Genomic DNA, 25,219 nt, shown 5'->3' on the forward strand with positions numbered 1-25,219 from the left:
CCGGCGGGTGGGTGGTCAGCGCATCGCGGCGACGAGGCTCGCCGGGCGCAGGTCGGTCCAGTTCTGCTCGACGTACTCCAGGCACGCGGCGCGGGTGTCCTCGCCGTGCACGGTCCGCCAGCCGGCCGGGACGTCCACAGTGGACGGCCAGAGCGAGTGCTGGTTCTCGTCGTTGACCAGGACCAGGAAGGTGGCGTTCTCGTCTTCGAAGGGGTTGGTCATGACTTCTTCTCCTCTGTGAGGGCGGCCCGGCCGAGTGCCGGGGTGGCGACGAGCAGGGCGAGCGCGACGAGCGCGACCGCGGCGTGGGCGAACATGGTGAGCGGGACGCCGAGCGTCTCGGTCATGACGCCGATCAGCAGGTTCCCGACCGGGGTGGCGGCGAGGGTGAACAGCGCGAGGATCGACATGACCCGGCCGCGCATCTCCTTCGTCGACCACCGCTGGGCGAGGCTCACGAGCACGAGGGCGGTGAGGCCGGCGACCAGGCCGAGGGTGAAGAAGGCGGCGATGCCGACGGCGAGGTTCCCGGTGGCCAGCAGGGCCAGGCAGCCGACCTGCGCGGCGAGTCCCACGGTGGCGAGCCGCCCGGCCTTCTCCCGCGGCGGCCACTTGACCGAGACGACGAAGGCGAGGGACGCGCCGAGCGTCATGGCGGTGAGCAGCCAGCCGGCGCCCCGGTTGCCGCCGAGCAGGACCAGGCCGAGGTTGATCGGGCCGGCTCCGCTGAGTTCGAGGAGGCCGGTGACGATCATGGCGGTCCGGAGGGCGGGCCTGCTGGCGACGTAACGTGCGCCTTCCGCGATTTCCTTGCCGAGTTGCTTGATCTTGACGCGTTCCCGGGGTTCTTTGCTGGTGAGGGTCTTGGTCTTGCCGGCGGCGAAGGCGGAGATCCCGAAACTGACGCCGTTGACGACGGCGACGGTGACGAGCCCCCCGAGCCCGGCCAGCCACGACCCGAGCGCACCGCCGGCGGCCTGCCCTCCCCGCACGGCGGCGAGGTAGACGGCGTTGCCGCGGACGAGGTGTTCGGGAGGGAGCAGGTTCGGGCGCAGGGCATCGGAGGCCGGGATGAAGAAGGCACTCGCGACGGCCATGACGACGATGAGCCCGGCGAGAAGGGGCAGTCGAGGCCCGACCACGAGGACGGCGGCGGCGCCGACGAGCATGGCCCCGGCGCGGATGAGGTCGGTGATGACGAGGACGCGTCGCGGCCCGGTCCGGTCGGCGACGGCGCCGCCGACGAGGAGGGTGAGGACCTTGGGGAGCGAGCCGAGGGCGAGGACAAGGCCCGCGAGCGCGGGTCCGGCGGTGCCGACGAGCGTGATGGAGAGGGCGATCAGCCAGACGGCGTCGCCGAAGGAGGACAGGCCCATGGCGAGGACCAGGCCGAGGAAGGGGGCGGGAAGGGCTTTACCGGCAGGCTCGGCCGCGGCGACCCCCGACTCGACCGCGACGCCCGGCTCGAGCGCGACGACGGCAGCCTGAGCCGCAGCACCCGGCGCAACCCCGCTACCACCCGCCGCGCCGGCCGGCCCAGCCGCCGCGCGAGGCTCGTCGACCGCCGTCATGACACACCGCCGGCCGTGCTCGCCTGGGGTCGTGAGTGGGAAACCGGGTTAGAACACTGTTTCTCACTCACGACCGGCCGCGGCAGACCACTCGACCGGGGGCTCATGACAGCACCTGCTCGCGGACCTGCTCCGGCGTTCCCGGGAACCAGACGTCGGCCGGGGTCAGGGCGTCCGGGCGGTACTGGCCCAGTGCGCTCAACAACAACCGCAGCTCCAGCGCCAGCGCCTCCGCGAAGCGGACCAGCCCGTCGACCGGATCCGTGTCCACCGCCAGCAGCGCCGCCCGGCCCAGGCCCGCCGCTCGGGCGCCCAGTGCCAGGACCTTCGCCACCCGCGTCCCCTCCCACATGCGGCCCGAGGCCAGCAAGCACCCCTCGGGCGTGCCGATCCGGGAAAGACACTCCGCCAAGGGAAGCCCGACGGAGGCGAAAGAAGTAGGCGCCCAGCCCGAGCCGCCCTCGGCGCCGTCGACCGTCACAGCCGATGCTCCCGCCGCCCACGCCACCGATGCCGCGGCAGCCACGTCACGGCCGGGCGGGAGCTTCACCCACACCCCGGCGCGCGGGAAGTTGTTGCGCATCAAGCGGATCTGCTGGCGGAGGATCTCGTCGGTGAACGTCCCCGGCGAACTGCTGCGCAGCACCCGCGAGCCCAACGACTGATCGACCGCGTATTGAGAAGCCAGCGAAGCCGCGTCAGACGGCGACACCAGCGTCATCCCGCCGAGACCCGGCTTCGCGCCCTGCCCGACCTTCAACTCGAACGCCAGCCGCCCGGACTCCAGCAGCGAAGCCGCCGACGGGTCCGAGTACACGAGGTTCCACACCTCCGCGTCCGCGTCCTCGGTGCTCTGCTGGACGACGACCCCGCCGAGCCCGTCCGGCGCCGCGTCCGCGTACGCCCGCATCCGCTCCAGCAGCGTCCCGTCCGACGCCCCACCGCCGCGGCCGTGGCCGTGCACCGGGACGACGTTCTCTCCGATCACCATCGGGATCCCGAGCCGCGCGGCCTGCGCCGAAGCCGCCGCGCCCAGCCCGGCCCCGGCCACCTGCGTCGACCCGAACGCCGACAGGTACAGCGGCAGCGAGGACTCGAACCCGCCGATCGACGTCGACAGCGAGACGTCGCCGTACAGCGGCTCGCGGCCCAGCTCGATCAGCTTCTCCAGCCGCCGCGGCACGAACACCGGCGGCACCAGCCGCGCCGACTCCAGAGCATCACCCGGCAAAGAAGCAGCAGCACCGAACAACGCGGTCCCATAGGAAGAAGCGGAAGGGAACACCGCCGCGGCACCCTGCAGCGCCCGCGCCCGGACCTCATCGGCGGGGAAACCCCCGGCGTGCAACGCGGTCACGGCGAGACCACCCCCGGCAGCTTCGGGAACGCCGTCGCCTGCCACACCGCGTCCAGGCCGGCCACGTACCGCGTGAACCGCTGCACGCCCAGCCCGAACCCGGAGCTGGCGGGAATACCGGAGCGGACCAGGTCGAGGTACCACGCGTACTTCGCCGGGTTCTCGCCCGTCTCGCGCATCCGCGTGACGATCCGGCCGTAGTCGTGCTCGCGCTCGCTGCCGGAGCACAGCTCGCCGTACCCCTCGGGCGCGATCAGGTCGAAGTTGCGCAGCACGCCCGGCGTGGAAACGCTTTCCCGGTCGTAGAACCCGCGCGAGCCCTTCGGGTAGTCGACGAGGAAGAACGGCCGCGCGTGCTTCTCCGACAGGATCGCCTCGCCCGCCCAGTCGATCTCGGCGTCCGCGCTCTGCGGGTGGCCGAGCTCGCGCAGCGTCTCGACGGCGGTGGCGTGCGACAGCCGGCCGAACGCGCCGCCGAGCAGGTCGGTGAACGCGCCCGAGTCGCGGCCGAGCGCCTCCAGCACGTCGCCCGCGTCCTCGACCACGCGGCGCACCACGTGCGCCACCAGCTCCTGCAGCAGGTCGAGCACGTCGTCGCGGGACGCGCCGGCGACCTCGACGTCGAGCTGGTGGAACTCGGCCAGGTGCCGGCTCGTGTTCGCCGTCTCCAGGGGCTCGAGCCGCACGTTCGGCGCGACGTAGAAGATCTTCGGGAAGCCCAGCAGCGACGCCTGCTTGTACAGGATCGCGCTGGTCATCAGCTTGTAGCGGTGGCCGTAGAAGTCGACGTCCACCTGCTTCGCGCCGCGGCCGCCCGGATCGGTGACCGGGCCGATCACCGGCGGCAGCAGCTCGGTGAAGCCGCGGGCGCCGAGGAACGCGCGCGCCTCGGCGAGCAGCTTGTGCTGGAGGCCCAGCACGAGCCGCGTGGTCTCCGAGGTCAGGTGCGTGCGCGGGTCCGGCGGATCGGTGTACTCCATGGCGTTCTCACTCCCAGCTGGTCGGGACGGATCAGGACAGGACCGGGTCGAGCCTTCGGCGGTGGTAGGACAGGTCCGCGAGCAGCCGGGTCGCGCTGACCCGGTCGTGGCCGCGGCGGCCGCCCAGCGCGGGCGGCAGCGGCATCCGGCCGGTGTGCCACCACTGCAGGCGGCCTTCGTCGTCGAGCACGCACCGGGTTTCGTTGCCGTTGTCGGGGTGCAGGCAGTACGGGACGTCGAGCAGGCCGCGCTCGAACGCCGCCGGCAGCGCCTCGGCCAGGGTCGGGGCGAGCGAACGCACCTCGTCGACCAGCAGCCGCGCCTGCGCGTACACCTCGGTCTCCCCCGCCGGCGGCGGCCCCGGCGCAGGAGCGTCCAGTGCCGTGGCGTGCGCCAGCCGCAGTGCCTCGACGTTCTCTTCGACGGTCGGGATCCGGTGCGCTTCCGCGGTGGTCTTGACGATCAGCCGCTCGGTGCCGGTGCGCACGGCCAGCCGGACGCTCTCGGCGACCAGCTCCCGCGCCCCGGCCGCGGACTCCGGGAACAGGCCCATGTAGGTGTAGAGTACGATGTGGTGGTCCACAGTGGACAGTTCCTCGGCGCACAGCCTTCGCATCGCCCACAGCGCTTCGGCGTCCTGCTCCGGACTGGTCTGCTGCGCGTAGCTGGCCGACACGCTGCGCACGCCGTGTTCGACGAAGAACAGGCACTCCAGCACCGACAGCGCGACGAGCAACCCGGGCGGGCACAGCTGGCCGAGCATGCACCCGCCGAAACTCTCCAGGTGGCACTCCACGGCCTGCCCGGCGAGCAGTGACGCCGAGCGCGACCACGACTTCGCCGCCGTCCGCAGCGGCACGCTGCTGTAGGGCAGGCAGTAGGACACCGGCCCGCCTTCGGAAGCGTCGAGCCCGGCTTCGAGCATCGCGGCGAAGATGTCCTCCGGCTGCGCCGACCCGTGCCGCACCTGGACCGGGAAGCGCGGGCCGTACAGGCCGTCCACCAGCTCGGCGGTGACGGCCGCGCCGAGCGCCACCAGCGGGTAGCCGTTGAGCGGGACGCCGGAGGCGATCGACATGGCGGCGAGGTCGTGCTGCCCGGTGCGGGTGTAGCTGTCCAGGGTCACGGTGCCGATGGCCGGCACCCCGGCTTCGGCGACCGCGCGCAGCCCGCGGCGCATGGTGACGGGGTCCGAGAACCCCATGCGCGGCTGGACGAGCAGCGTCCGGCGGCGCCGGTGCTCGGCCACGAAACCGCTGAACACCGACCGGGCAGCGGTCACCGCAAGGTCCGGACGTTCGCCGCGACGAACTCGCGGAACGACTCGATCGCCTGGCCGGAGTCGCCGGCGCCGACGTGGAACACCGCGTCGTAGCCCAGCGCCAGCAGCTCGGTCTCCAGCTCGGCGTTGGCGTCACCCTGGACGCCGAGCTTGCCCCCGATGACGGCGGGCAGGCCGGCCAGGCGGGCGTCGGCGCGCAGGGCGGAGATCACCCGGGCGCCGTCGACGTGGCCGTGGCCGTTGATGGTGCTGATCACCAGGCAGTCGGGGCGCTCGGCGCGGCAGGCGGCCAGCAGCCGCTCCACCGGGACGCAGGCCCCGAGGTTGACCACCTCGTGCCCCATCTCCTCCATGATCAGCTGGAGGGCGACGAGGTTCCACATGTGCGAGTCGGACTGGACGCTGGACAGGACGAACTTGAGCGGAGGGCCCGCGGCCACACCGGGTCCGTCGGGGGTCTGCTCGATCTGGAACGTGGTCATCGTGCGTCGCTCCCTGTGCGTTCGGGGAACGTCCGCGGGGCGAGCCGCGAACTTCTCACGACGAATCGTCATCGCCCGACGGCCGGCGCACATGGGTGCGACGGACCCGCATTCCGGCGCCGCTCCCGGCCCCGGGTCCGCCTCGCGCGCGGGCGACGCGGCCGCGCGCGCGACCGCGGAGTCCGGTGCGCCGGGGGTGCCCCGCATGGGGGATCAGGGGCGCGCACGCCCTCGTCAACCCCTGTGGAGCCCGCCCGCCGAACGGAGCAACCGCCACGTCCGTCCGGGCTAAGTACGTGGTCGGCGACCAGGCGTTTCGCCGGCGGTGCCCCCATGAACCCCTACGACGCCCCCATGCCGCGCGGGAATGCGGGCGTAGCACCCCCATGTAACCCCCGTCACCCGCTGGCATGCTCGATCCCGTGATTCCCCCGCAGCCGAACCCGGCGACCACGACGCTCCCGCCCACCTGGTGGGCCGCGGCGCTGACCGCGCGGGAACGCCGTACCGGCGGCCCCCTCCCCGTGTGGGCGGCCTTCGCCGAGACGGCGCTCGCGTCGGCCCGGCCCGCCGCCCCGGCACCGGGGCCGCACTGGCGCACCGCCTTCGCCGCGGTGTTCCACCCCCTCACCGACGCGGCCCGCGCCGCGATCGCCGGTGCCGCAGCGGGTTCGCCCGCCGTCGACGCCGCCGCGGTCGCCGGGCGCTGCGCCGCACAGCTCGGTCACCAGCTCGCCGGGCTCGCCGCCCGCACGCTGGTGCTGGAGCTGGGCCGGGCGCGCCGCGCCGAGGTCCTCGCGGGGGAAACGCCGGAAGAGCGCTTCGCCGACTTCGTCCGGCAGACCGGCACCCCGGCCGGGCTCACCGACCTGCTGCACCGCTACCCGGTGCTCGCCCGGCTCGCCGCGCAGGCGGCGCTGCACGCGATCGAGTCGGTCACCGAGCTGCTCGGCCGCTTCGCCGCCGACCAGGCCGCGCTCACCGCGTTCACCGGCACCGACCCCGGCCTCCTGGTCGAGATCAGCGGCGGCACCGGGGACGCCCACCAGCGCGGCCGCTCGGTCCGCGAGCTGCGGTTCGCCGGCGGCGCGCGTGTCATCTACAAGCCCCGCCCGCTCGACCTGCACGCCGCGTTCACCGACCTGGCGAACTGGCTCAACCCGCGCGTGCCCGGCCTGGAGCTGCGCACGGTCGACGTGATCGTGCGCCCCGGCTACGGCTGGCTCCGCTTCGTCGAGCACCGGCCGTGCGCCGACCTCACCGAGGTCGACCGCTTCTACCGCCGCCAGGGCGTGCTGCTCGCTCTGCTGCACGCCCTCGACGGGACCGACGTGCACTTCGAGAACATCATCGCCGCCGGTGACCAGCCGGTGCTGATCGACATCGAGACGCTGTTCCAGCCGGTGCTGCCGGCCGATGACGACACCGCAGCCGAGCCGGATCCGGCTTCGGAGCTGCTGGCCCGGTCGGTGCACCGGACGCTGCTGCTGCCGCAGATGATCGTCGGCGAGCACGGCGCGGTCGACATCTCCGGCCTCGGCGGCGGCCGCGCGGCCGCCCCGGCGCTGACGCGCGTCGACTGGCTCGACGCCGGCACCGACCGGATGCGGCTGACCCGGGTGCCCGGCGGCGTCGGCACCGGCGTCAACCGGCCCACCCTCGGCGGCGTCGACGTCGAGCCGGCCGAGCACGGGGCCGCGCTGCTGGCCGGGTTCCGCGCCGGGTACGACGCCATCGCCGCCGGCGCGGCCGAGTTCGGGCAGCTGCTCGACCGCTGCGCCGGCGCGGAGATCCGCGTCCTGGTCCGCCCGACCAGCTTCTACACGCGGCTGCTCGACGAGACCACGCACCCGTCGCTGCTCGCCGAAGCCGACGCCCGCGACGACGCGTTCGGGCTGCTGCACGACGACAGCACCGACGACGTCCGCCGCGGGCTCGTCGCCGCCGAGCTCACCGACCTGTGGGCGGGCGACGTCCCCATGTTCACCGGCCGGCCCGGGTCCGCGGACCTCGGGGACGCCGAGGGGAACCGCCTCTCCGGGCTCCTCGGCGAACCGCCGCTCGAGACGGTGCGCGCGAAGGTCGCCGGGATGACCACGATCGACCGCCGCGACCAGGAATGGCTGATCTCCGCGGCGCTGGCGACCCGGCCGGTGGCCGAGACCCACGCCGGCACCGGGGTCACCGACACCGTCCTGCCGAGCAAGAGCCCCGAACCCGCGCACCTGCTCTCGGCCGCGTGCGGCGTCGCCGACGCCATCATCGCCCGCGCGTCCTCGGCCGGCGGCCGGGTCAACTGGGTGGGGCTGGAGCTCGTCGACGAGAAGTACTGGACCGTGCTGCCGATGGGCGCCGGGCTCGGCGAGGGCTACACCGGCGTGGCGCTGTTCCTGGCGCAGCTGGCCGAGCTGACCGGCATCGACCGCTACCGCGACCTGGCCGGGAAGGCGCTTTCCGGGCTGCCGTGGCTGGTGTCGGCGCTGGAAGCCGACCCGGAGCTCGCCGCCGCGGCCGGCCCCGGCGGGCTGCTCGGGCTCGGCGGCGTCGCCTACGCCGCGGCCCGGCTCGCCCGGCTGCTCGACCGGCCGGACCTGCTCGACCTGACCGCCCGCACGGTCGCCGTCATGCCGGCCCCGACGCCCGAGACGTCGCCGCGCTACACCACCGGACTGGCCGGCGGCCTCGTCGCGCTGCGCTCGGTGGCCACCCAGACCGGGTCCGGCGAAGCCGCGCTGCTGGCCGACGCCTACGCGGCCGAGCTCGCCATCCGCTCCCTCGATCCCGACCTCGCCGACCCGGGGTTCGCGCACGGCGCGGCCGGCGTCGACTGGGCCCTCGCCGGGTACCCGCGCGCGACCGCGACCCTGCCGCCGGCCAAGGCCGCCACCGGGCACGGGTGGTGCTCCGGCCTCGCCGGCCAGGTGCTGGCCTACGCCGGCCAGCCCGCGGTGCTCGGCGGGCTCGACGAGCAGGTCGCGCGGCTCGCCGCCCAGGACCCGCTGCGCGACCTCAGCCTCTGCCACGGCGAAACCGGCATCACCGACGTGCTCGGCTTCCTCGCCGAAACCGGGCACCTCGGCGCCACCGCCGCGGTCGCCACCCGCACCGGGCAGCTGCTCACCGCCGTCGAACAGGACGGCGCGCGCTGCGGCACCCCCGACGGCGTCCCGTCCCCCGGCCTGCTCACCGGCCTGGCCGGCATCGGCTACGGCCTGCTGCGCCTCGGCTTCGGCCCCCGCGTCCCGTCCGCCCTGCTCCTGCAACCCGCCACTCGCTGATCCGAAACCCGTCCCCACCCCCGTCCCCACCCGAGGAGAGAACGAACCATGCCCGAAACCACCGCCGAGACCGTCGAAGCCACCGTCGGCGCCCTGGTGCTCCCGCGCGCGAACCGCCGCGGCGCCCGCAACCAGGCGCTGGCCGGCACCCGGCCCCGGCTTTCCGGGATGACCCTCGAGACGCTCGGTGGCCCCACCGTCGTCACCAACGGCACCTTCGCCCTCTGACGTCCGTCCCTGCCTCGACCTGCGACCGAAAGCGGAGAACACGCCATGAGCGAGCACGACTTCACCGGCACGGACAACCCCGTCGGCGACCCCACCCTCCCGGTGCCGACCCGGACCGGCGCCCGCAACCGGGCCCTCGCCGGCCGGACCGCGCGGCTGAGCCACAACGGCGCCGACACCCTGGACATCACCCCGGTCTTCACCGTCAGCATCGCGTTCCCCCAGTAGCCGTTCCCGTCCCCAGCACTACCGAGAGTGGAGCCACCCGCATGACCGAGCACGACTTCGCCGGCACGGACAACCCGATCGGCGACTTGACCCTCCCCCGGACCGCCCGCACCGGCGCCCGTAACCACGCACTGTCCGGCAAGGCGGCGCGGGTCAGCCAGAACTCCCTGACCACGATGGACATCACGGTCGTCACGGGCGGTTTCACCGAATGGTGAGACGTTTCCGGCGTCGGTAATTCGACCTACGTCCGGATGTGGCCACTCCGGATATAGTGACCGCGATGGGCATCCGGTCGACGCGTCTCATCGGACGCGACAGGGAGCTCGGCGCACTGTCCCAGGCTCTGGAGAAGGCCCGCACCGACCACGGTGGGGCCTTCTTCCTTGTCGGCGAAGGCGGGATCGGGAAGTCCCGGCTCGCCGCCGACATCGCCTCGCGGGCACTGGCGACCGGGCTCCCCGTGCTACGCGGACGAGCCAGCTCGATCGGCCCGATGGTGCCGTTCCGGCCGCTGGCCGAAGCCCTGCTCTCGCACTTCCGCGGCGGCCTGCCGCCCGCCGCGCCCGAGCTCGACCCGCTCGTGCCGGTGCTCGCCCGGCTCGTGCCCGACTGGTACCGCGGCGACCGGCCGCACGACAACGGGAACCTGCTCGTGCTGGCCGAAGCCGTGTTCCGGCTGCTGTCGGTGGCCGGCCGCGAAGGCGGCTGCCTGATCGTGCTGGAGGACCTGCACAACGCCGACGCCGAAACGCTGTTCATCGTCGAGTACCTGGTCGACAACCTGGCGTCGAGCCGCGTCATGCTGATCGGCACCCTGCGCGGCGAGCCGGGTGAGGCTCTGCGGCTGGCGACCGCGGCGGCGCAGCGCTCGTCCAGCCACACCTTCGAACTGGCCCGCCTCGACGCCGAGCGCACCCGCGAGTTCGCGGCCGCCTGCCTGGAGACCGAGCCCGCCGCGGTGCCTGCCGCCGTCGCGAACCTGTTGTGGCAGAACAGCGAAGGCGTGCCGTTCGTCGTCGAGGAGCTCCTGCACGGCATGCTCGGCGACGGCCTGCTCGTCGGCGGCGCGGGCGGCTGGCAGGTCGTCGGCGAGCTGCAGGCGCGCGTGCCGGAGGCGCTGATCAGCAGCATCGCCGCCCGCGTCGACGCGCTCGGGTCGGACGGCGAGACGCTGCTTTCGGTGGCCGCCGTGCTCGGCCGGCGGTTCCCGCTTTCGGTCGTGCAGGCGGTCACCGACATGGACGACCGCATGCTGCACAACCACATCAGCGCTAGCGTCGCCGCGCACCTGGTCACCACCGACGAGACCACGCCCGGCTGGTACGCCTTCCGCCACCCGCTCACCGCCGAGGCCCTGCTGGCCCGCCTCGTGCCGTCGACGAAGGCGAACCTGGCGCGCCGGGCCGCCGACGCCGTCGAGCTCCTGCATCCCGGACTGCCCGGCGAGCTGTGCGCGCTGGCCGCGGCACTGCGGCTGACGGCGATGGACCACCCCGGCGCCGGGCGGCTGTTCGCCGAGGCCGGCCGCCGCGCGCTCGACGGGGGCGCGGCCGACTCGGCGGTGACGATGCTGACCCGCGCCGTCGAGCTGCTGGCCACGGCGAGCCCCGACGACCGGGCCGACGCGCTGGAGGCCCTGCTGCACGCGCTCGGGCAGACCGGGCAGTTCGACCGGGCCGCCGGGTTCTCCGCCCGCTTCGCCGAGATCGGCCGCCTGGAACGGGCGGTCGACCTGCACATCCAGCTGGCGTGGGCGGCCTACATCGGCGGGCGGCACGACGAGTGCCTCAACCAGATCGAGCAGGCCCGCGCCCCGCTCGGCGGCGAGATCACCGAAGAGCAGAAGGCCGGCCTGGACGCCGTCGAAGCGACGCTGTGGCTGGACATCCCGGGCCCGGCGCACACCGAGCGGGCCCGGAAGCTGGCCGAGCAGGCGTGGGAGGTCGCCGAGCGCGCGGGCGTGCCGATCGCGACGTGCCAGGCGTTGCAGGTCCTCGGGATGGTCGCGCTGGAGACGGACCTGGCCGAGGCCGAGCGCTACCTGCAGCTGGCGCGGCGGCTGGCCGAGCACCACCAGCTGACGCACCTGCGCACCCAGGTGCTGGTCCGGCTCGGCGGGCACCGGATGCTGGCCGAGGGCGACGTCCGCACGTTCGACCTGGCCCGCGCGGAGGCCCAGCGCACCGGCGCGATCACGCTGACCTGCGCGGTCGACGCGAGCCGCGCGGTGCACGCGGCGATGCGCGGCGAGTTCGCGCAGGCGGACACGATCCTCGACGAGAACCTGGCGGTGCTCGGCCGGCTCGGCCTGGTCGCGCTGCTGCAGTACACGCACATGACGCGCGCGATGGTGGCCGCCCACCAGGCGGACCGGCCGCGGATGGAGCGTGCGCTGGAGGACTTCCGCGCGGAGGGTGGTGCGGGGGCGCAGGAGCTCGTGCTGAGCGTCGGGCTGGCGCAGGTGTTCTGTTCCCTGCTGGAGGAGGACGCCGAGCGCGCCCGCCGCGAGCTGGCCCAGGTGCTGTCGCTGGAGGAGCGTCAGCCGAGCCGCTTCCACCTGGCCGGCCAGCACGGCCTGCGGCTGCTGGTCGAGGCGCTCGACGGGACGGAGCCGGAGGTGGCCCGTCCCCCGACGGCGGTCAGCGGGATGCGCTGGAACCGCCAGTTCGTGCTCCTGGGCGACGCGGTCCGCCACGGCCGCGCGGGTTCCCCGGAGCAGGCCGACGCGGCGGTGGCGGCGGCGATCGAGGCGGCGGCCCCGTTCCCGGTGAGCAGGCACCTGGGTCTGAGGATGGTGGCGGAGTCCGCGTCGGCCGACGGCTGGGGCGACCCGGTGACGTGGCTCAAGGAGGCCGAGGAGTACTTCCACCAGGCCGAGGTGACGGCGGTGGCGAGCGCGTGCCGCGGTCTGCTGCGCAAGATCGGCGCCCCGGTGGGCCAGCGCCGCACGGGCTCGGACCGCCTCCCGGCGACCCTCCGCTCGGCGGGGGTGACGGTGCGGGAGTACGAGGTGCTGCAGTTGCTCGCGGACAACATGGGCAACAAGGACATCGCCCGCCGGCTGCACATTTCGCCGCGCACGGTGGAGAAGCACGTGGCGAGCTTGATGGCGAAGTCGAACCTGCAGAACCGGGGCGAGCTGACGGAGTACGCGCGGAACACGCCGCACTAGCCGGCGAAAAGCTCGGTGGCGACGGGTTCCCAGGGACCGCCCCGGTACCACCACATCCGCACCCCGGCCGCCTTCGCCACCACCGGACCCGGGTCGGCGCGCACCGCCGTCAGAGTCTCCGCCGCCACCTCGGGGCTCACCTTGTTCTGCAGCGTCACGTGCGGCTTGAACGGCTGCGCGTCCTGCCGGGTCAGGCAGGACTCCCACCGCGCCCGCAGGTCCGCGTGCAGCCGCGCCAGCTCCGGCGACCTGACGTCGAGAGCGACTCCGCGGCCGAGCGACCTCGGACCGGTCACCGTCAGCTCGAAGGGTGCCGTGGCCCGGGCGATCTCGGCGCAGTCGGCCAGCACCGGCGCCGCCCGCTCCCCTGGCAGGGCGTGGAACAGGGTCAGGTGCGCGTCGACGAGCAGGCGCTCCGGCGGGAACCACCGGCGCCGCCGGGAGTTCCACGCCGTCTGGGCGCGCTCGTCGACCACCAGGGTCACCACCAGAGGGTCCACCGTCGCACCGTACCCGTGTGCACCCCCGATCAGTCCTTGACGAACGTGAGCCGGGTCACGTAAGTTATCTCCTCGTTGAATCGTTTCAACACACTGAGGGGACCTCATGACCGAGCACGACGAAGTGCGGATCGTGGCCGGCGTCCGCCTCTCGCGGCGGCAGTTGCTCGCGCTCGCCGCGGCGACGACCGTCGCGACCGGACTGGCCATCCGGGTCCCCGACGCCGACGCAGCCGAAGCAGCCGAAGCCACCGAAGGAGCCGGCTTCCAAGCCGGCCGCTTCGCCGATCCGCGGCCCGACTCGCGGCCCACCGTGCTGTGGTTCTGGAACGGCACGGTCACGCCGGACCTCGTCGCCGCCGGGCTGGCCGACCTGCGGGGCCAAGGCGTGTACGAAGTCCTCCTCTTCCCCTTCGAAACCTCGGCCCTGAAGCCCGCCTTCTTCAGCGAAGACTGGTTCGCCGTCATCGAATTCGCCCTCCGCGAAGCCCAGCGCCACGGTATGCACCTCTGGCTGTTCAACGACGACTACTTCCCGAGCGGCCGCGCCGGCGGGTTCGTCGTCGATGGCGGGACCGTCGGTGGGCGCGTCCACCCGCCGCGGCCGGATCTGCGGCTCAAGGGCGTCGGGCACCAGGTCCTGACCGTCGCCGGCGGCGCGCCGGTGACGCTCGTGAGCCGCGGACTGTCCGTTTCGGACGGCCGGCTGCTCGTCGACGCCGCCACCCGTGACGGCGTCACGCTGCTGAAACAGGGCGCTCAATGGCAGGACTACGACGTCGAAGCGAAGGTCCGCGTCGAGAGCGCGACCGCGGGACTGATGGTGCGCAGCGCGAGCGAAGGCGACGGCGTCCTCGCCGACCTGCGGGCCGACGGCGCCGTCGACGTCTGGCAGCAGACCGGTGGCTCCTTCGCCCTCGTCCGGAGCGGCACCCCCGTCCCCGGCTTCGACCCGGGCGCCGACCACGTACTCCTCGTCAAGGCACGGGGCACGAACCTGACCGTGACGCTCGACGGCACCGCGCAGGCCCCGGCGGACATCGCCTTCGCCACCGGCCGCGTCGGCGTGCGCGCGGTGGCGAGCCAGCGGTCCTCCTGGGACCGGCTGACCGTCCGCGATCCCGCCGGAACCGTGCTGTACGAAGAAACCTTCGACACCGCCGCCGCGATCGACGCCTTCGACCTGCCCGCCGGCGGCCTGCCGCTGGTCGCCGCGACCGCCCGGCCGGCAGGCTCAGGCGACCCCAGGGAGCTGGTCGATCTCACGAAACAGGCCCGCACGGGCGGGACGTGGACGCCGCCGACCGGGCGATGGCAGCTGGACCTGTTCACCGTCCGCCCGCTGAGCACGCCCACCGGCTCCGGCCGCGCCTACCTCGACCTCCTCGACGACGAAGCGGTGCGGCTGTTCCTCGACGCCGTCCCGGGCGAGTACCTGCGCCGGTTCCCGTGGGCGGCGAAGACGGTCCTGCGTGGCTTCGCCGACGACGAGCCCTACCTCGCCTCGGCGCACGGCCCCTTCGACACCGTCCCCTGGTCCCCCACCCTCGACGCCGAGCTGGGCCGGCTCGGGACGTCCGCCGGGATCGCGTTGACCGCGGTGCACGACGACCTCGGCACGGACGGGCTTCGCCTGCGCGGGCTGTTCTGGCGCGCGGTGAGCAACCGGTTCGCCGCCGCCTACTACCGCACCCAGGGCCGGTGGATGGCCGACCACGGCGTCAAGTTCATCTCGAACCCGCTCTGGGACGAATACGGCCCGGGCGAACAACTCCAGAGCTCGGGCAACCTCAACGCGAACAACCAGTGGGCGCAGGTGCCCGGCACCGACCTGATCTTCGACCACTACCAGCGCGGCTACCACCGCACGCTGTCGCGGTTCCCGGCCAGCACCGCGCACCAGCTGGGCCTCGACCGGGTCTACCTCGAGGCCATGGGAGGCACCGGGTGGCCGGTGACGCCGTCGTTCGTCCGCGAGGTCGTCGGCGCGTTCGCCGTGCGCGGGGTCAACCACACGCTGCTGCACGCGCGGTTCAGCGACGAGAACCAGATCGTCTACCCGCCGCCGTTCCAGCCCGCCAACCCGTGGTGGCCGGTGTCCGCGCCGCTCAACGACTGGATCGGCCGGCTCATGGAAGCCTGCCGCGCCCCGGCCGTGGCGCGGACCGCCCTGCTGCAGCCGCAACGGGCCGCGGAGTCCACTCAGGACACCCCGGCGATGGCCGAGCTCGACACGGCGTTCCTGACCGCCGCGCACGCGCTCGAAGACGTCCAGGTGGACTTCGACTTCCTCGACGAGGGTGCGCTCGACGCCGACCCCGCGCTGCTGGCCCACGCCCGGCCGGACGGGCCGAAGCTGCTCGTCGGGCAGCAGGCGTACCGGATCGTCGTGGTGCCGGCGACGCCGGTCCTGTCGCTCGGCGCGGTGCGGACGCTGACCCGGTTCGCCCGCGGTGGCGGCGCCGTGGTCGTCACCGGCACGCCACCGGCTCGCGAAGCCGGCGGCGACGACGCGGGCCTGCGAACCGCGCTGGCCGCGCTGTTCGCGACGCGCTCGGTGGTGCGCGTGGCCGACCCGGGTGCCGCGGCGGCCGCGGCGGTCACGGCCGGCGGTGCGGCGGCCGCGCTCGACCCGCCGCACACCGACATCCGGTTGCTGCGCCTGGAAAACCGGGGCGAGCAGGCCTTCGTCGTGGTGAGCGAACGCGCCGACGCCGTCGACCTGACCGCGACGTTCCCGGCGACCGGCGTCCCCGAGGTGTGGGACCCCGACACCGGCACGGCGACACCGGCGGGCGTCTGGCGGAAGACCGGGGCCACCACCGCGGTGTCGCTGCGGCTGGAGCCTAAAGCCGCGCTGCTGGTGGTCTTCCGGAACGCGCGGGAGCCCTTGCACGCCGTCTCCGCCTCGGCGCCGGTGGAGCGCATCGGCGGGCGTAGCGCGATCGTGCGGGCCACCGGACCAGGGCGGATCACCGTCACCGCGACAGCCGGCCTCCGCGGCTCGACGACCGTCTCCGACTCCCTGGCGCCGGTTCCCCTCGACGGTGACTGGACGTTCCACTTCGACCGCGCGGGCGCACCGACGGTCACGCGCCCGCTCGGTTCGTGGACCGACGTGGAGGCCGCCTACTCCGGATCCGCTTGGTACGAAACGGAGTTCGACGTGCCCGCCGTCCCGGGCCGGCGGTGGACGCTCGATCTCGGCGAGGTCCACGAGGTGGCCGAGGTGGAGGTCAACGGCACGGCCACCGGGTCGCGGCTGTGGGCGCCCTACCGGCTCGACGTCACCGCCGCCCTGCGTCCCGGCCGCAACCGCGTCCGGGTGCGCGTCACGAACACCGGCGCCAACGCGCGCGGCCAGGGGCTCGCGTCCGGTCTGCTCGGGCCGGTGACCCTGCGGCCGTACCGGCTCGTGAACGTCCCGCTGACTTAAACGTTTCATAGCCCGAAGAGCGACTCGGGCTGCGAGTTGAGTGCACGTCTGTACACTCAACTGGCATGGCTGAAGTGGGAATGCGTCCCCCGGCGTCGCCGCTGCGGCGCCGGGCACTGCGCGCGGTGCGCTGGCTCTTCACCCCCCTGCGCCCGGACGACTACCTCGAGCTGATCAACCCCCTGTGGTCGACCCGGGAGCTGCGCGGGCGCGTCGAACGCGTCGAGCCCGAACGGGGTGGCGCGGCCACCGTGCTGATCCGGCCGGGCTTCGACTGGGTCGGGCACCGGCCCGGGCAGTACGTGCGGCTGGGCGTGGTCATCGACGGCGTCCACCACTGGCGCGCGTACTCGCTGACGTCGAGCCCGGACCGCGAGGACGGGCTGATCTCGGTCACCCCCAAGCGGGTCGACGTCGGGGTCGTCTCGCCGTTCCTGGTCGAGCAGGTCCGCCCGGGGGAGGTCGTGCGGCTCGGCGAGGTCGAAGGATCGTTCACCCTGCCGGACCGGCTCGACCGCGGCCTGCTGTTCGTCACCGCCGGCAGCGGCATCACCCCGGTGATGAGCATGCTGCGGCACCTGGCTCCGGGTCCCGGCCTGCGCGACGTCGTCCACGTGCACTCGGCGCGGGAGGCGGACGGGGTGACGTTCGGCGACGAGCTGGCCGCGCTCGAAAAGCAGCACGAGGGTTTCCGCCTCGAACTGCGCATCACGGGCGAGGACGGCCGGCTCACCCCCGCCGACCTGGACACCCTGTGCCCGGACTGGCGTGAGCGGGAGACCTACGCCTGCGGACCCGGCGAGCTCCTGGACGCGCTGCGGGCGCACTGGAAGCGCGACGGCGACACCGGCCGGCTGCACCACGAACGGTTCCAGCCGATCGTCGGCGGCGAAGACGCCGAAGGGGCGGGCGGGACCGTGCGGTTCGCGCACCGCAACCTCGACGCGGACTGCCCGCCCGGCACCCCGATCCTCGTCGCGGGCGAGAACGCGGGCGTCGACATGCCCTTCGGCTGCCGGGTCGGGGTGTGCCACACGTGCGTGCTGCCGATCCGGGAAGGCCGGCTCCGCGACCTGCGCACGAACGCCGTCAGCGAGAAGCGCAACGAGATCGTGCGCACCTGCGTGCACGGCGCCGAAGGCCGGGTCACGGTCGAGCTCTAGGCATCGAACTCCAGGCATCGAACTCCGAACGCGAAAGGAACCCATGACCGCCCCCACGCACCCGTTCGCCCACCTGAGCGCGGACCAGCTCGACGACCTCGCCCGCGAGTTCGACGCCATCCACGACGAGGTGCGCGCCGACCTGGGCGAACGCGACCGCCGCTACATCAAGGGCGTCATCCGGCTGCACCGGCAGATCGCGGTGGCCGGCCGGGCGCTGCTGCTCGGCTCCCGGTCCAAGGTGGCCTGGACGGCGGGCACCGGCTGCCTGGCGGTCGCGAAGATCCTGGAGAACATGGAGATCGGGCACAACGTCCTGCACGGCCAGTGGGACTGGATGAACGACCCGTACATCCATTCGTCCACATGGGACTGGGACACGGCGTCGACCGCGGCGGCGTGGAAGCACTCGCACAACTACATCCACCACACGTACACGAACATCCGCGGCAAGGACAAAGATCTCGGGTACGAGATCATGCGCATCGACCCGCACCAGAAGTGGCACCCGGCGTACCTGGCGCAGCCGCTGTACAACCTGCTGCTGATGGCGTTCTTCGAATGGGGCGTCGCGGTCCACGACCTCGACGTCGAAGCCATCCGCGCCGGCGAGAAGCCGATGAAGGACGTCTGGCACGACCTCAAGGGCATCTCGGGCAAGGCCCGCGACCAGATCCTCAAGGACTACGTCGGCTGGCCGCTGGTGAGCGCGCTCGCCGCGACCGCCGTGGGCCGGCTCGTGCGTCCCGCGCCCCGCTCGCGGACCCGGCGCGGGAAGGGTGCGGTGCGGGACCGGCTCGCCGCGGCCCGCCGGGAAGGCGGCGCCACGTTCGCCGCGACGTTCTGGGCCGACTTCACCGCGAACATCATCCGCAACCTGTGGGCGCACTCGATCATCTTCTGCGGCCACTTCCCCGACCAGACCTACACGTTCGGCCAGGACGAGGTCCGCGACGAAACCCGCGGCGGCTGGTACGTCCGCCAGCTCGTCGGCGCGGCGAACATCACCGGCTCCCCGCTGTTCCACCTGCTGAGCGGCAACCTCGGCTACCAGGTCGAGCACCACCTGTTCCCGGACATGCCCAGCAGCCGCTACTCGGAGATCGCCCCGCGGGTCCGCGACATCTGCCGCCGCTACGGCCTGCCGTACAACACGGGCCCGCTGTCGAAGCAGCTCGGCACGGTGCACCGCACGATCCTGCGGCTGGCCTTCCCCGGCGGCAAGGTCCGTCCGAAGCCGGGCCCGTACCCGGGCGACGAGCTGCGGCGCGCCGCCTGAGGACCGGGCCGCCGCGGAGGTTCGACCATTCGGGCAATCGCTTCATTCTGCTCGTATCAACTCGCGGGACCTCCTACTCTCAGTGGTGTGGACGGCATCGAGAGTCTCCGGCACGCCATCGAGACGATCCCCATTCCCGGCGCCCCGCCGCGGCTGTCGCGGCAGGGTGCGGCCGTCGGGCTGGCGCTGCTGGACACCTCGCTGCGGCTCAACCACGTGCGCCGGCTGACCGAGCGGCTGACCGTCGTCGAACACGGGACCGCGCGGCGCAGCACCGAGGTCGACGTCAGCCTCAAGCTCCTCGACGAAGGCCAGCGCCAGGCGACCGCGCAGCTGCAGGACCTCATCGGGCAGGAACACGGCGAGCGGGCGGCTTCGCGCCCGGCGCGGCAACGGTCCCTGTGGGTGCCGCTGGCCCGGCTGCCGCGCCGCGACGTCTCCCCCATCGACGTCTTCGACAGCGCGGGCCAGAAACTGCCGCGGCTGACCCAGCACGAGGCGTCGCGGCTGGTCGCCGCCGGGCTCTACCGGTTGCTGCGCGGGATCCTCGCCGGCGACGAGAACGCCCAGACCGCCAAGCACGAGCTGAACACCTTCCTGTTCCAGGTACACGAACCGCGCTGGCTCATCCAGCAGGCGCTGCTGACGCTGCTCACCGAGCGGAACCACCCGGAAGAGGAGTTCGCGCTCGCCCCGACCGGCGGCACGGTTCCCGGCTACGGGCGGCAGTGCCGGGAACTGGCGCTGGACATCCTCGAAGGCTGCGCGGACCTGCTGGTCGAGTACGCGTACCTGCTGAACGTCGCCGTCCGCGACTACATGCTGGTGGTGGCGCTGGACGACTCGGTCGAGGAACACCGGCTCAGCTACGAAACCCCACTGCACGTCGACGCCCGTCAGCCGGTCGCGAAGGAGCAGTGGCGGCGGCTGGCCTCCAGCCGCCGCGGCTACGTCGTCAGCTACGAGACCATGATCCCGGCGACGCTGAAGTCCTACCACCTGGTGGCCGGGACCGCGCCGGAGGCCGAGATCTCCCGGATGTACCTCTCCACCGACGCCGACCAGCACCAGGTGGACGGCCTGGCCGAAGACCTGCTCTCGCTGGCCGAACGCCAGGACGCCGCCCCGCTGCAGGAAGCCGACGGCGCCCGGCACAAGATCCTGGAGCTGCAGGCCCAGACCGTGCTGCGCCGGCTGGCCGACCTGGTGCGCCGCCGCAAGTGGGAGGCCGGGCAGTCCGGGGTGGAGCTGTCCCCGCGCAGCCTGCCGGCCTGCCACCGGCTCGCCGCCGCGGCCACGACCGGCGAAGCGGTCCGGACCGACACGAACGAGCTGGACAACTCGCTGCGACGGCACCCGGAGTTCACCTCGGCCAACCTGCGCGAGGCCGCGCGCGAGCTGACCGAGCGGGAGTTCGGGCAGGACCTCGTGCTGGTCAACGGCATCACCGACAACGAGGCGCGGGCGTACTGGCGCCGCTCCGGCGGCCGCGACCCGCGCGGCGACCACGTCCGGGTGCGCGCGACGCTCGTGCTCAAGGACTCCACCAAGTCCGGCCCGCTCAACGTGACGTTCTACGCGCTGGCCGTCGCGACGGTCTCGTTCGTGCTCGGCTGGCTGCTGGTCGGCAGTCCGTGGCCGTACGGCCGGGCCGCGACCGAGGCGCTCGGCCACATCGGCGACGGCCAGTCCGTGATCACCATGTTGCTGCTGCTACCCGGTTTCCTCTACAGCCGGCTGTCGCTGCCACCGCGCCGCACGGTGCTCGGGTACCTCGGCACGCTGCCGCAGGCGCTGGTCCAGCTCAGCATCGCGGCCGTCGCCGCGTTCGCCGCGGCCGTCGCGACCCAGAGCGGCGGGGTCGTCGTGCAGGCCACCCTCACCGTCGCGGTGGGGCTGCCGGTGCTCGCCGCGCTCGTGCTGTTCGGCCAGGCGTCGTGGCGCGAGTCGGCGATCCCGCTGTCGCGCATCGGGGCGCCGCGGTGGGCGGGCTCCGGCGCCTGGGACCGCCGCAAACCACTGGAAGCCGACGTGCGGTTCGACTCGTCCGGGGGGTGGTGACGGATGCGCGGCCAGCGGATCTCCGTGCGGAACGTGGCCGACCTGGCCCGGGCCGGCTTCGAGATCGCCCGGCAGCCGGTGACCAAAGTGGACTTCGAGGTGCACCACGCGATGGCCCGCCACGGCTATCTGCGCGAGCTCGTCTCCGCGGACTCCGAGAGCACGGTCTTCCTGGAGACGCTGTGCTCGGCCACGAACGGCGCCGGCGTCGTGATCGGCACCCGCACCCGCAAGCCGCTGGACGGCACCGAGGTGGTCGAGCGCGTCGACGGCCAGCAGCCGGCCGAACGCCCGCAGCAGAACGCGGGCGGCTGGGTGTTCCGCCAGACGACGTCCCCCAACCCGACGTTCATCTACGAGTCCGCCCAGCGGTTCGAGGGCCTGATCGCGATCGACCCGGCGGCGCGCGAGGTGTGCGAGTGGCACGGCCTGGCCATCCGCGACCTGGTGCGGGAGATCTCCGACGCCGCGTCCTCGCTCATCGACGCGCCGCTGCTCTCGCTGCAGTGCCCGGCCCAGCTGCCGACGGTCGTCAAGACCCGCAACCACGACCTCCGCACCCGCAAGGAGGTCGCGTCGCCGTGCGCGTCGCTGGCGATCCGGTTCGCGATCGCGCTGCGGGACGCGTCCGCGGCCGCGCGGTTCGAGCTGGCCGACCGGTTCCGGGAGCTGTGCGAGAAGCACGGCTACAGCTTCTGGCTGGCCGACACGCGGCCGGGGCACCGGCAGGGCAACTGGTTCGAGGTCTACCACGCCGACGGCGAGTTCTCCCCGCTGTACCGCGGTGACCTGCGGTCACGCCAGCGGATCGGCGCGGTCCTGCCGGTGACGTTCGTCGGGCCGGCGCGGGTCGGCTCGACGAACGCGATCGCCTCCTTCCTGCAGCGCTACCCCCAGGTGGGGGTGGTCGGCTGCGCGGCGACGACGCTGTCGGACGTCGCGTTCGTCCACCTGCAGCTGGCGATCCACGGCGTGGCCGCGGACCGGCTGAACCGCATCCTCGGCAAGCTGCTCGGCGAGTCCACGACCCCGGCCCGGCCGCAGAAGCTGCTGCGCGAGCTGTTCAAGCGCCTCGGCCTGCCGCCCGACCCCGACGGCCCGGGCCCGGCGGCCAAGGACCCGACCGGCGACTACCAGACGTTCACCGGTCCCGCGTTCGTCAACCGCCCATACCAGATGCCCGACTGCATGGCGGTGTGGGTGTCGTGGGAGATCGCCCGCCAGCACCGGGGGCTGGCCGCCCCGCTGGACTGCCTCTACCGCGCGCTGGCCCAGGTGGCGCCCTCGGTGTCCCCGGGCACCACGGGCTCGGCGGGCGACCTCGCCACCGTCGAGTACCTGATCTGCCGCGCGACCGAGCAGTCCGTGGTGCGGGGCAAGGCGAAGCTGGCGGTGCCGAAGTCGGTCCTGCGCCAGTTCTCCTCGGGCGGCGCCGAGCTGCCCGCGTCCAAGCTGTGCGCGGCGCTGGAGGAGGCGTGGAAGGCCCACGTGGACCAGTCCGGTGTGGACGGGGTGAGCGAGCTGACCGTGGCCTGGCGCGAGTCCTGGCTGGGCCACTGGACGTATTCCTAGCCGAAGAACGCGCTTAGCTCCCGCGCCACGACGAGCGGCGCGCCGTCGTTCTCCGGCCCCGAATGGCCGAGTCCCGGCAACGTACGGCTTTGCGCGTGCGGGAGTACCTCGGCGAGTTTCCGCAGGGCTCGGCCCAGGTAGTCCGCGCTCTTGGTGCCGCCGAGGAGCAACACCCGTGTCTCGAGCTTCGCGTAGTCCATGACCGTGTCGGCCACCTCGTCGATCAGCTCGATGTCGTAGTGCAGCGTCGGGATGAGCGCGGCGATCGGTGACCCGCTGCCCTGCAGCCGCGCGCCGACCGACAGGGCGGGCACCAGGGCGAAGCGGGGAACCCGGCTGAACAGCGACGGTTCCGTGGCGAGCCCCTTCATGCCCGTGACCAGTGCGGCCGACGTCTTGCCGTCGGCGATCTCCCGGTCGAAGCGCGCCAGCCAGCCCGTCGGCACCGACCCGTCGATCGACAGCGGCGGCTCGTACAGCGCGATCCGGTCCAGGGCCGGCGTGACCAAGGCCGTGCGCAGGGCGACCAGCGCACCCGAGCTCAGACCGAAGACTCGCGACGCCCCGGTCGCGGTGAGGAGCGCTCGCAGGTCTTCGACCTCCCGCTCGACACGGGAGCCGGCGCCGTGTGGACCGCTCAGCCCGCGGCCGCGCCGGTCGGGCACGTGGACGGTGAACTCCCCCGCCAGCGCGTCGGCCAGCTTCGAGAAGTCCGGCGACGCCAGCATTCCGCCGTGGAGGAGGATCACCGCGGGACCGTCGCCGAGGGTGCGGTAGCCGATCGTGGTGCCGTCGGCCGAAACGACTTGGTCGTTCATCGCGCCTCCCCCGCGACCGGGACGAACCTGCGCAGGGCCTGCTTGCCGGCCTCCACCGCCGCGTTCCCGCGGGCCAGCAGGTCGTGCTGGTAGTCCCGAAGAGCTTCGTGCAGGTTCCCTCCCCCGGCCAGCAGTGCGCTCAGCTGCAGGGCATCCTGCATCGCGGTCATGGCGCCGTTGCCGCCGCTGGCCAGCGTCTGGTGCGCGGCATCGCCCAGCAGCGTCACGCGGCTCACCGGCCAGGGCGGCATCGGCCGGTCGAAGACCTTCGAGCGGCCGACGCTGCTCAGGTCGGCGCTCTTGATCAGGTCGAGGAGGTCGGGGTGCCAGCCGTCGATCAGCTCCAGTACCAGTTCGCGGGCGTCCTCCCCGGTCGGCGGGGTGGCCGGCGGGACGAGCAGGACCCACCGCACATAGCTTTCCCGGTGCGGCATGGGCAGCCCGGGAACGAGTTCGGCGGCCGCCGCGGAGGGCTCGCGATCGAACTCCATCCGGCCCAGCATCAACGTGATCTCAGGTCCCTTGACCATCGTGCCGCGGCCGGGGACGAGCCGGCGGAAGCGCTCGGTGATGGGCGTGCGTCCCATCGCTCCGCAGAGGTCGGCGTCGACGAGCCCGACCTCGGGCACCAGCCGGCGGCGCACCGCGGAGCTGCCGCCGTCGGCGCCGACCAGGACGTCACCCGTGGCGCTGGTCCCGTCGGAGAAGAAGGCGGTGACGGTGTCGGCGTCGGTGAAGCTCTTGAGCCGTTTCTTGAAGGTGACGCGGTCGCCCAGCTCGCCGAGCAGGATCTGCCGCAGCACCTGCCGGTCGAACGCTCTCGACGTCTCCGGGCCGGGCAGGTCGCTGCCGAGCAACGTGAGCTGCTCGTCGAAGAGCAGCCCCGGCCCGGTCAGGCTGCCGCTGGCGGCCTCGGCGAGCGCGTAGAGCCGCGGCGGCAAGCTCGCGCGCAGGGCGTCCATCGCCGGCGGCGCCAGGGCGATCCGGTAGCCCTGGGTGCGTTCGCCGGTCCCGTCGTCGGCCTCGAACACGCGGACGTCGAGGCCCGCGCGGACCAGGGCGTGCGCGAGGGTCAGCCCGCCCAGCCCGGCGCCGATCACCAGAACTCTTGTCATCATGATCCCCCATCTCCAGGTGAACAACGTTCACGTGTACATTGTTCACGTAGCCGGGGCGGTACTGTCAAGCCCGGATTTTGGAGGACTTTCGTGGGGCAGCGACGCACCGAGGTACTGCAGGCGGCCATCGAGCTGCTCGACGAGGCCGGCCTGGACGCCCTCACGATGCGGCTCCTGGCGAGCCGGCTCGGGGTGCGCGCGAGTGCCCTGTACCGGCACTACCCGAGCAAGCAGGCCCTGCTCGACGCGATGGTCGCGCACCTGGTGAGCTCCGGCGCCACGCCACCCGGAGGGTCCTGGGAGGAGGCGTTGCGCGGCGCGGCATCGGGCCTGCGCGAGGTGATGCTGGCCCACCGCGACGGCGCCCGGCTGATCTCGGGCTTCCACCACCCGGGCGACGAGGCGATCGCGGCGTTCTCGTACCTGATCGGCGCGTTGGCCGGCGCGGGTGTGCCGGTCGGGACGGCGACGGTCGCGGTGGACACCGTTCTGGCCTACGCCAACGGTTTCACGATCGAGGAGCAGGCACGGAAGACCGGGTGGCCGCGGGAGGAGCGGGACCGGGCGTTCGAGTGCGGGCTCGAGCTGATCATGGCCGGTATCCGGGGTTCCCTGCCGTCGTGACCCCGGTCGACGACGAAGGGCGCCTTCCTCTCGACATCCGAGAGGAAGGCGCCCGGCCGAGCAGCTC

At 73.2% G+C, this 25,219-nt stretch carries 20 protein-coding genes; 11 read left to right on the forward strand and 9 right to left on the reverse strand.

Annotation, left to right across the window (positions count from 1 at the left end; genetic code table 11):
* Positions 1-15: 15 nt before the first annotated feature.
* From ACZ7PG_RS32125 to ACZ7PG_RS32150, 6 genes are all read right to left on the reverse strand, one after another.
* Positions 16-222 carry an MbtH family protein gene (locus tag ACZ7PG_RS32125; RefSeq protein ID WP_470242882.1) on the reverse strand — a complete coding sequence of 69 codons (207 nt, stop codon included), beginning with the start codon at positions 220-222 and terminating at the stop codon, positions 16-18.
* The gene (locus ACZ7PG_RS32130; protein ID WP_470242883.1) at positions 219-1,571 is read right to left on the reverse strand and encodes an MFS transporter; all 1,353 of its coding nucleotides are present in this window, start codon (positions 1,569-1,571) and stop codon (positions 219-221) included. The genes ACZ7PG_RS32125 and ACZ7PG_RS32130 overlap by 4 nt, the downstream gene beginning before the upstream one ends.
* A gap of 103 nt (positions 1,572-1,674) precedes the next feature.
* Positions 1,675-2,928 (reverse strand): glutamate synthase-related protein, encoded by a 1,254-nt coding sequence (locus ACZ7PG_RS32135; protein ID WP_470242884.1) that lies wholly within the window; start codon positions 2,926-2,928, stop codon positions 1,675-1,677.
* Positions 2,925-3,908 (reverse strand): asparagine synthetase A, encoded by a 984-nt coding sequence (locus tag ACZ7PG_RS32140; RefSeq protein WP_470242885.1) that lies wholly within the window; start codon positions 3,906-3,908, stop codon positions 2,925-2,927. The genes ACZ7PG_RS32135 and ACZ7PG_RS32140 overlap by 4 nt, the downstream gene beginning before the upstream one ends.
* A gap of 31 nt (positions 3,909-3,939) precedes the next feature.
* Positions 3,940-5,190, reverse strand: coding sequence for a methylaspartate mutase (locus ACZ7PG_RS32145; protein ID WP_470242886.1), 1,251 nt, complete (start codon positions 5,188-5,190; stop codon positions 3,940-3,942).
* A complete protein-coding gene (locus ACZ7PG_RS32150) occupies positions 5,187-5,672 on the reverse strand; it encodes a cobalamin B12-binding domain-containing protein (protein ID WP_470242887.1) in 486 nt (161 codons plus the stop codon). The genes ACZ7PG_RS32145 and ACZ7PG_RS32150 overlap by 4 nt, the downstream gene beginning before the upstream one ends.
* A 422-nt stretch (positions 5,673-6,094) precedes the next feature.
* Between ACZ7PG_RS32150 and ACZ7PG_RS32155 the strand changes: the two genes are divergently transcribed.
* The 5 genes from ACZ7PG_RS32155 (at position 6,095) to ACZ7PG_RS32175 (ending at position 12,581) form a co-directional block, all read left to right on the forward strand.
* Entirely contained in the window at positions 6,095-8,950 is a 2,856-nt protein-coding gene (locus ACZ7PG_RS32155) for a type 2 lanthipeptide synthetase LanM family protein (RefSeq protein WP_470242888.1), read from the forward strand.
* 48 nt (positions 8,951-8,998) lie between these two features.
* Positions 8,999-9,178: a hypothetical protein gene (locus ACZ7PG_RS32160; protein ID WP_285479057.1), complete on the forward strand. Its 180-nt coding sequence runs from the start codon at positions 8,999-9,001 to the stop codon at positions 9,176-9,178.
* A 45-nt stretch (positions 9,179-9,223) separates the two neighbouring features.
* Positions 9,224-9,406, forward strand: coding sequence for a hypothetical protein (locus ACZ7PG_RS32165; protein WP_470242889.1), 183 nt, complete (start codon positions 9,224-9,226; stop codon positions 9,404-9,406).
* 41 nt (positions 9,407-9,447) lie between these two features.
* Positions 9,448-9,624 carry a hypothetical protein gene (locus ACZ7PG_RS32170; RefSeq protein ID WP_470242890.1) on the forward strand — a complete coding sequence of 59 codons (177 nt, stop codon included), beginning with the start codon at positions 9,448-9,450 and terminating at the stop codon, positions 9,622-9,624.
* 65 nt (positions 9,625-9,689) lie between these two features.
* Complete coding sequence (locus ACZ7PG_RS32175) at positions 9,690-12,581, forward strand: helix-turn-helix transcriptional regulator (RefSeq protein WP_470242891.1); 2,892 nt, start codon at positions 9,690-9,692, stop codon at positions 12,579-12,581.
* Here the strand turns inward: ACZ7PG_RS32175 and ACZ7PG_RS32180 are convergent.
* Entirely contained in the window at positions 12,578-13,081 is a 504-nt protein-coding gene (locus ACZ7PG_RS32180; protein WP_470242892.1) for a 2'-5' RNA ligase family protein, read from the reverse strand. The two genes, ACZ7PG_RS32175 and ACZ7PG_RS32180, sit on opposite strands and share 4 nt — an antisense overlap.
* A 106-nt stretch (positions 13,082-13,187) precedes the next feature.
* Here ACZ7PG_RS32180 and ACZ7PG_RS32185 point away from each other — a divergent pair, with 106 nt between their 5' ends.
* From ACZ7PG_RS32185 to ACZ7PG_RS32205, 5 genes are all read left to right on the forward strand, one after another.
* A complete protein-coding gene (locus tag ACZ7PG_RS32185) occupies positions 13,188-16,517 on the forward strand; it encodes a glycosylhydrolase-like jelly roll fold domain-containing protein (RefSeq protein ID WP_470242893.1) in 3,330 nt (1,109 codons plus the stop codon).
* Between the two features lie 65 nt (positions 16,518-16,582).
* Entirely contained in the window at positions 16,583-17,680 is a 1,098-nt protein-coding gene (locus tag ACZ7PG_RS32190; protein WP_470242894.1) for a ferredoxin reductase, read from the forward strand.
* A gap of 43 nt (positions 17,681-17,723) precedes the next feature.
* Entirely contained in the window at positions 17,724-18,959 is a 1,236-nt protein-coding gene (locus ACZ7PG_RS32195) for a fatty acid desaturase family protein (protein WP_470242895.1), read from the forward strand.
* Positions 18,960-19,046: 87 nt separating this feature from the next.
* The gene (locus ACZ7PG_RS32200) at positions 19,047-21,020 is read left to right on the forward strand and encodes a hypothetical protein (RefSeq protein ID WP_470242896.1); all 1,974 of its coding nucleotides are present in this window, start codon (positions 19,047-19,049) and stop codon (positions 21,018-21,020) included.
* A gap of 3 nt (positions 21,021-21,023) precedes the next feature.
* Positions 21,024-22,592, forward strand: a complete 1,569-nt coding sequence (locus tag ACZ7PG_RS32205) for a hypothetical protein (RefSeq protein WP_470242897.1) — start codon at positions 21,024-21,026, stop codon at positions 22,590-22,592.
* On the opposite strand, the gene ACZ7PG_RS32210 is transcribed toward ACZ7PG_RS32205, so the two are convergent.
* Together ACZ7PG_RS32210 and ACZ7PG_RS32215 are read right to left on the reverse strand one after the other, a co-directional pair.
* The gene (locus tag ACZ7PG_RS32210) at positions 22,589-23,410 is read right to left on the reverse strand and encodes an alpha/beta fold hydrolase (protein ID WP_470242898.1); all 822 of its coding nucleotides are present in this window, start codon (positions 23,408-23,410) and stop codon (positions 22,589-22,591) included. The genes ACZ7PG_RS32205 and ACZ7PG_RS32210 overlap by 4 nt on opposite strands.
* On the reverse strand, positions 23,407-24,528 hold the full coding sequence (locus ACZ7PG_RS32215) for an FAD-dependent oxidoreductase (protein ID WP_470242899.1): 1,122 nt from the start codon (positions 24,526-24,528) through the stop codon (positions 23,407-23,409). The genes ACZ7PG_RS32210 and ACZ7PG_RS32215 overlap by 4 nt, the downstream gene beginning before the upstream one ends.
* Positions 24,529-24,618: 90 nt before the next feature.
* On the opposite strand from ACZ7PG_RS32215, the gene ACZ7PG_RS32220 reads away from it, so the two are divergent.
* On the forward strand, positions 24,619-25,152 hold the full coding sequence (locus ACZ7PG_RS32220) for a TetR/AcrR family transcriptional regulator C-terminal domain-containing protein (RefSeq protein ID WP_470242900.1): 534 nt from the start codon (positions 24,619-24,621) through the stop codon (positions 25,150-25,152).
* The last annotated feature ends 67 nt before the right edge of the window (positions 25,153-25,219 follow it).

The organism is Amycolatopsis sp. NPDC114504 (genome assembly GCF_055633595.1).

Bases quoted from the DNA above. Each gene is read 5' to 3' on its own strand.
- ACZ7PG_RS32125 (WP_470242882.1), bottom strand. From the start codon at position 222: ATGACCAACCCCTTCGAAGACGAGAACGCCACCTTCCTGGTCCTGGTC.
- ACZ7PG_RS32170 (WP_470242890.1), top strand. From the start codon at position 9,448: ATGACCGAGCACGACTTCGCCGGCACGGACAACCCGATCGGCGACTTG.
- ACZ7PG_RS32210 (WP_470242898.1), bottom strand. From the start codon at position 23,410: ATGAACGACCAAGTCGTTTCGGCCGACGGCACCACGATCGGCTACCGC.
- ACZ7PG_RS32185 (WP_470242893.1), top strand. From the start codon at position 13,188: ATGACCGAGCACGACGAAGTGCGGATCGTGGCCGGCGTCCGCCTCTCG.
- ACZ7PG_RS32190 (WP_470242894.1), top strand. From the start codon at position 16,583: ATGGCTGAAGTGGGAATGCGTCCCCCGGCGTCGCCGCTGCGGCGCCGG.
- ACZ7PG_RS32215 (WP_470242899.1), bottom strand. From the start codon at position 24,528: ATGATGACAAGAGTTCTGGTGATCGGCGCCGGGCTGGGCGGGCTGACC.
- ACZ7PG_RS32165 (WP_470242889.1), top strand. From the start codon at position 9,224: ATGAGCGAGCACGACTTCACCGGCACGGACAACCCCGTCGGCGACCCC.
- ACZ7PG_RS32160 (WP_285479057.1), top strand. From the start codon at position 8,999: ATGCCCGAAACCACCGCCGAGACCGTCGAAGCCACCGTCGGCGCCCTG.
- ACZ7PG_RS32175 (WP_470242891.1), top strand. From the start codon at position 9,690: ATGGGCATCCGGTCGACGCGTCTCATCGGACGCGACAGGGAGCTCGGC.
- ACZ7PG_RS32130 (WP_470242883.1), bottom strand. From the start codon at position 1,571: ATGACGGCGGTCGACGAGCCTCGCGCGGCGGCTGGGCCGGCCGGCGCG.
- ACZ7PG_RS32205 (WP_470242897.1), top strand. From the start codon at position 21,024: ATGCGCGGCCAGCGGATCTCCGTGCGGAACGTGGCCGACCTGGCCCGG.
- ACZ7PG_RS32195 (WP_470242895.1), top strand. From the start codon at position 17,724: ATGACCGCCCCCACGCACCCGTTCGCCCACCTGAGCGCGGACCAGCTC.
- ACZ7PG_RS32150 (WP_470242887.1), bottom strand. From the start codon at position 5,672: ATGACCACGTTCCAGATCGAGCAGACCCCCGACGGACCCGGTGTGGCC.
- ACZ7PG_RS32140 (WP_470242885.1), bottom strand. From the start codon at position 3,908: ATGGAGTACACCGATCCGCCGGACCCGCGCACGCACCTGACCTCGGAG.